Here is a 5,798-nt window from a genome sequence, read left to right as displayed (position 1 = left end):
ACGGCATTGGCCATACCGAGGTTGCCTTCGGAGTTTTCAAAGTCGATCGGATTGACTTTGTGCGGCATGGTGGAAGAACCGACTTCGCCTGCTTTGACTTTTTGTTTGAAGTAACCCAATGAAATATAGCCCCAAACATCGCGGTTGAAGTCGATCAGAATCGTGTTGACACGACTGATGGCTTGGAAGAATTCCGCCATATAGTCGTGCGGCTCGATTTGAATAGTGTAGGGGTTGAAGGTCAGGCCGAGGCTGATTTCGACAAAGTTGCGGCAATGGGTTTCCCAATCCACATCGGGGTAAGCAACCATATGGGCATTGTAGTTGCCGACTGCGCCGTTAATTTTGCCGAGGAACTCTTGCGCTTGCAGGTTTTTAAACTGGCGTTGCAGGCGGTACACGACATTGGCGATTTCTTTACCCAATGTGCTTGGTGTAGCAGGCTGGCCATGCGTGCGGCTCATCATAGGGACGGCAGCCAACTCATGCGCCATGCCGGTCAGTTTTTCGATGATTTCGGCCAGTTTCGGCAGCAAAACAGTCTCACGCGCTTCTTGCAGCATCAAAGCGTGGGACAGGTTGTTGATGTCTTCGCTGGTGCAGGCAAAGTGGATGAACTCGCTGGCGGCAGCCACTTCAGGCACGCCGGAGAAGCGTTCTTTAAGCCAATACTCGATGGCTTTGACGTCGTGATTAGTGGTCGCCTCAATGGCTTTGACGGCGGCGGCATCTTCAAGTGAGAAGTTTTCGATTACCTTGTCGATTTCGGCAAGCGTAAAATCGCTGAAAGCAGGAACTTCTGCAATCTTAGGCTCGGCGGCAAGGGCTTTGAGCCAGTTTAATTCAACTTTGACACGTGCACGCATCAGGCCGTATTCGGAGAAAATCGGACGCAATGCTTCAACGGATTTGGCATAGCGGCCATCTAATGGGGAAAGTGCAGCGATAGGGTTAATCATGTCGGATCTTCCTATGGGATGAAAACCAAATTGTTTGCAATTATACATGATTTTACACTCCAAGGCCGTCTGAAAGACAGGTTTCAGACGGCCTTTTCAGCGTATTTTTCATAAAATTCTTTTCAGAGGTTCAACTTTGCAAAATCGATTTACGATATATGCCATCTTCACGGATAATATCGGCTGACTTTCTGTAAATAATGAGGTTTTATGAATATCAAACGTTTTTCCCTAGCTGCAACCGTATTTGCGGCTTTGATGTTGAGTGCCTGTGAAACAACCACCACATCGAGCGGCGGTGGCAGCTGGACCAACATCGGCACCATCTCTGAAGGCAATATCAAAGTGGCCATTGATAAAAGCAGCATTAAAAGAAATGGCGCACTGGTTACTTTCCGCGATAAAAAAACCGTTTCCAAACTGAAAGAGGAACGTTTCGTCAACACGCCTGCCTATAAAACGGCCATCGGCAGCTGGGAAATTCATTGCTCAAACAAAACCTATCGCCTGGCAGCGCTGCAACTGATGGACGAACACGGCCGGGTGATTTCCAACCAAAGCTATACACCGACCAGCATCCGCCCAATGAGCGTCATGAGCGGCACGATTACTGAAAAACAATACGAAACAGTGTGCGGACATAAGCTTTAATCCACACTTATTCACAAAGTTATCCACAGTTTAAATATTTAAAAGGCCGTCTGAATGCTTTGAATATCAAGTGTCAGACGGCCTTTTTATGTTTTTATGGAAATTTATCTTCAAATTTATCCACAAATTTTGTTTATTCAAAAATAATTTATTACAGCGATTCTTTTACGCTCAAAATTTGCTTCTCCAAATAAATACCTTTCCTTTGAAAATACAGCCCTTCTTTAACGCAGCCTTGTTCCTGTTTCTCCATCAATAATCTGGCTGGGCATTTTCTGCTTACCTATCAATCCGCCTACAACCCATACTTTCCTGCCGAACTGTCTTCTGACTTCCCTTTCCGTTTTGCACGCCCGTTTGCCTGCACGATTGCATGAAGTAGAGACTAAAGGCATTTCCAAAACCTGACACAAACGCCTTGCACCTGCATGCGCAGGAACCCTGACAGCCAATTTACTGCGTCCTTTCCCACGCAATAAGGGCAATACTTTTTTACCGGTCGGCAATAAAAAAGTTTTCGGAGCCGGCCATGCTTCATGCAGCATGGTTTGGATATCTTCAGACGGCCTTTGCAGCAAAGGTTGCAACTGTTCCAAGCTATGCCCAATGACAATCATGCCTTTGTGTTGCGGTCGTTTTTTCAAATGGATTAGTTGATTGAGTGCTTTGGGCAAAGTAGGGATACAGCCCAAGCCATAGCAAGACTCAGTGGGATAGGCGACCAAACCGCCTTTTTTAAGATGCGCCTGCAACCTGCGTTGGACTGCAGCCGATAAAATTCTAGGGAACATCATCATATACCAAGGCCGTCTGAAACCGCGATTGTCGGACAATCTGTGTTCAGACGGCCTATTTCTATTCATTATTAACGGTTGATGGCTTTATCGGCAATGTCTTTACGGTATTGCATACCGTCAAAACGGATAGTTTCCAATGCCTCATAAGCCTTGCTTTTAGCTTGTGCAACATCATCGCCCAAACCGACGACACACAACACACGGCCGCCGTTGGTTACCACTTCGCCTTTTTCATTCGTTGCAGTACCGGCATGGAAAACTTTACCGATTTGATTGGCCTTATCCAAGCCGAAGATCACATCGCCTTTTTTCGGAGAGTCAGGATAGTTTTGTGCGGCCAACACCACGCCTACGGCAGTCTGCGGATTCCATTCGGCGGTAACACTATCCAGTTTGCCGTCGATTGCCGCTTCAACCAAATCCACCAAATCGCTATCCAAACGGCTCATAATCGGCTGGGTTTCAGGGTCGCCGAAACGGCAGTTAAATTCGATGGTATAAGGCGCACCGGTTTTATCAATCATCAAGCCCGCATATAAAAAGCCGGTAAACTCATGACCTTCTGCTTTCATACCGGCCACAGTCGGCAAAATAATTTCATTCATCGCACGCTCGTACACATCAGGCGTTACCACCGGAGCAGGGCTGTATGCACCCATACCGCCGGTATTAGGGCCTTTGTCATCATCCAACAGGCGTTTATGGTCTTGACTGGTTGCCATCGGCAAAACATGATTACCGTCCACCATAACGATAAAGCTCGCTTCCTCGCCTTGCAGGAAATCTTCAATCACGACGCGCGCACCTGCATTACCCATTTTGTTGCCCAACAACATATCGTCAATAGCGGCATGGGCTTCATCCAAAGTCATGGCGACAATCACGCCCTTACCGGCAGCCAAACCATCCGCTTTAATAACAATCGGCGCACCTTTTCGGTTGACGTAATCATGTGCTGCATCGGCATTTTCAAAGGTTTGGTATTGCGCAGTTGGAATGTTATATTTTGCCATAAACGCTTTAGCAAAATCCTTTGAGCTCTCCAACTGGGCCGCGTATTGAGTCGGGCCAAAAATCTTCAATCCGGCAGCACGGAAGTCATTCACCACACCGGCAGCCAAAGGAGCTTCAGGGCCGACTACGGTAAAGGCAATATTTTCATTACGGCAAAAATCAATCAAATCTTGATGCGCCGTCAATGCCACATTCTGCAGTTTAGGCTCAATTGCCGTTCCGGCATTACCAGGTGCAACAAAGACAGTTTCTACTTTAGACGACTGCGCCAATTTCCAAGCCAGTGCGTGTTCACGTCCACCATTACCAATAACGAGCAATTTCATACCGTCTCCTTGAAGAATAGATGTTGTCAATTAAATTCAATCGATGGAATTATTGTTCCATCTTGTATAGCTGTTTCAAATTAAGAATAATATTGCACCAAGACAACCATACTCTAATTTCAAACAACGAAAGGAAAATCATGCAAAAGCGTATTGACGAAATTCAAAGCAAATACCGCGAATGGTGCGAATTACTGCCGCAACTGGAGGCAGATATCGCCCGATGGAAACATGCTGCAAGCCTCATGCAGGACATGGATGAATTCTATACCCACGAATACCAAGCGTGTTATCAAGCCATTGAAGAAGGTGCAGATGTTGATTTGCGTACACAGGGCGAATACAGCATCATGAGCGAAGATGCCCTATGGAACGCACTGGGAGAATTTCATCAACTGGCTTGGGAGCACCTGCGCTCAAGCGTAAATGCTTTAGACAGATACCAAGGCTAAAACTTCAAAGGCCGTCTGAAACTTTTGATTGATCAAATATGTTCAGACGACCTTTTATTCAAACGGCTTCTCAGTATTTACTTCAATTTGGCGTGTATTTTTCCAGGCGGCAATACAGGCTTCATAATCGGCCAACGCTATTTTCACTGTCAACTTACAATCCAGCTGCAAATCCTGTTCCACAATATCGGCCTGATATTGTTTGGCAATCCGTATCGCCTCATTCAAAACAGGATATTCACATTTCAACCAAACTGTCTTTTCGACATTCTTTTCAACAACTTCTGCTATTGCCAGTGCCTGAGCCGTTGATTCCTTATACGCATTAATCAAACCGGGAACACCCAATAGCGTACCGCCAAAATAACGCACAACCACAACCAATACATCCGTTACGCCGACAGAATCAATCTGCCCCAGAATAGGGCGGCCAGCGCTCCCGGACGGTTCTCCATCATCATTTGCGCGAAACTGCATTCCATCCACACCCAATCGGTAGGCGTAGCACCAATGTCGTGCTTTGTGATGCTCTTCCTTTAATGGGTCGAGATATTTCTTCACATCAGCCAACGTGCGGATCGGATAGGCATATGCGATGAAGCGGCTGCCTTTATCTTTAAATTCAGCCTGTGTCGGTGTGGTAATGGTTTTATAAGTCGTAATCATGCCGAAATATTTTCAGACGGCCTTTTATAACAAAGGCCGTCTGAACGTTTCACGTGAAACATTAGTTTTTCAGTGCTTCTGTCAGTTGAGGCACAACTTCAAACAAATCACCAACCAAGCCGTAGTCTGCCACATTGAAAATAGGCGCATCAGCATCTTTGTTGATGGCAACAATTACTTTACTGTCTTGCATACCGGCAACGTGTTGGATAGCACCGGAAATACCGATAGCGAAGTACAGTTGCGGCGCAACCACTTTACCGGTTTGACCCACTTGGGCATCGTTTGGCGCATACTCGGCATCCACTGCCGCACGGGACGCACCAATCGCCGCACCCAAAACATCTGCCAAAGGAGTCAACACTTCATTAAATTTTTCAGCACTGCCCAATGCACGGCCACCGGAAACAATCACTTTTGCCTGAGTCAATTCAGGGCGGTCAGACTGAGAAAGTTGACGGTTTACGAAACGGCTCAGGTTTTGAGCAGGTGTTGCCTCAACATTGACCACTTCTGCATTACCGCCTTGTCCGGCAGCATCAAATGCGGTTGCACGGAAAGTCAGCACCAGTTTCTCAGAATTGGATTGAACGGTTTCAAAAGCATTACCAGCATAAATTGGACGGACAAATGTCGAGTTATCCACAACTTCGGTTAAATCCGAAACTTGTGGCACATCCAACAGAGCAGCTACTCGGGGCAACAGATTTTTACCAAACGCAGTTGCAGTCGCAGCCACATAGCGGTAGTCCGCAGCCAGTTTAACAACCAAAGGCGCTAATTCTTCTGCCAAACCTTCAGCGTAATAGGGTGCATCGGCTACCAAAACTTTCGCTACACCTGCAACCTGTTTCGCCTCTTCAACCACCGCAGCAGCATTGCTGCCGGCAACCAATAAATCTACATTACCCAATTTAGCGGCAGCCGTTACCG

General features: G+C 46.7%; 7 protein-coding genes. 2 read left to right on the top strand and 5 right to left on the bottom strand.

The genetic code is table 11. The annotated features are described in order from the left end of the window. Window positions 1–959: adenylosuccinate lyase (gene purB / locus ACTHSP_RS17010; protein ID WP_440346512.1), on the bottom strand; the 959-nt coding region annotated here is incomplete at its 3' end. A gap of 210 nt (window positions 960–1,169) precedes the next feature. Here purB and ACTHSP_RS17005 point away from each other — a divergent pair. Further along, a complete protein-coding gene (locus ACTHSP_RS17005; protein WP_049323011.1) occupies window positions 1,170–1,610 on the top strand; it encodes a surface-adhesin E family protein in 441 nt (146 codons plus the stop codon). A 224-nt stretch (window positions 1,611–1,834) separates the two neighbouring features. On the opposite strand, the gene ACTHSP_RS17000 is transcribed toward ACTHSP_RS17005, so the two are convergent. After that, the gene (locus ACTHSP_RS17000; RefSeq protein ID WP_440346513.1) at window positions 1,835–2,404 is read right to left on the bottom strand and encodes an L-threonylcarbamoyladenylate synthase; all 570 of its coding nucleotides are present in this window, start codon (window positions 2,402–2,404) and stop codon (window positions 1,835–1,837) included. Between the two features lie 71 nt (window positions 2,405–2,475). Further along, entirely contained in the window at window positions 2,476–3,747 is a 1,272-nt protein-coding gene (purD, locus tag ACTHSP_RS16995) for a phosphoribosylamine--glycine ligase (protein WP_440346511.1), read from the bottom strand. A gap of 140 nt (window positions 3,748–3,887) precedes the next feature. On the opposite strand from purD, the gene ACTHSP_RS16990 reads away from it, so the two are divergent. Further along, entirely contained in the window at window positions 3,888–4,199 is a 312-nt protein-coding gene (locus ACTHSP_RS16990; protein ID WP_036492429.1) for a DUF4298 domain-containing protein, read from the top strand. A 54-nt stretch (window positions 4,200–4,253) separates the two neighbouring features. On the opposite strand, the gene ACTHSP_RS16985 is transcribed toward ACTHSP_RS16990, so the two are convergent. Together ACTHSP_RS16985 and ACTHSP_RS16980 are read right to left on the bottom strand one after the other, a co-directional pair. After that, the gene (locus ACTHSP_RS16985) at window positions 4,254–4,865 is read right to left on the bottom strand and encodes a YigZ family protein (protein WP_315117050.1); all 612 of its coding nucleotides are present in this window, start codon (window positions 4,863–4,865) and stop codon (window positions 4,254–4,256) included. Window positions 4,866–4,926: 61 nt separating this feature from the next. Then, window positions 4,927–5,798: electron transfer flavoprotein subunit alpha/FixB family protein (locus ACTHSP_RS16980; protein WP_440346510.1), on the bottom strand; the 872-nt coding region annotated here is incomplete at its 5' end.

The organism is Neisseria sp. P0001.S005, assembly GCF_051963715.1.
This window is presented reverse-complemented; position numbering and strand designations above follow the sequence as displayed.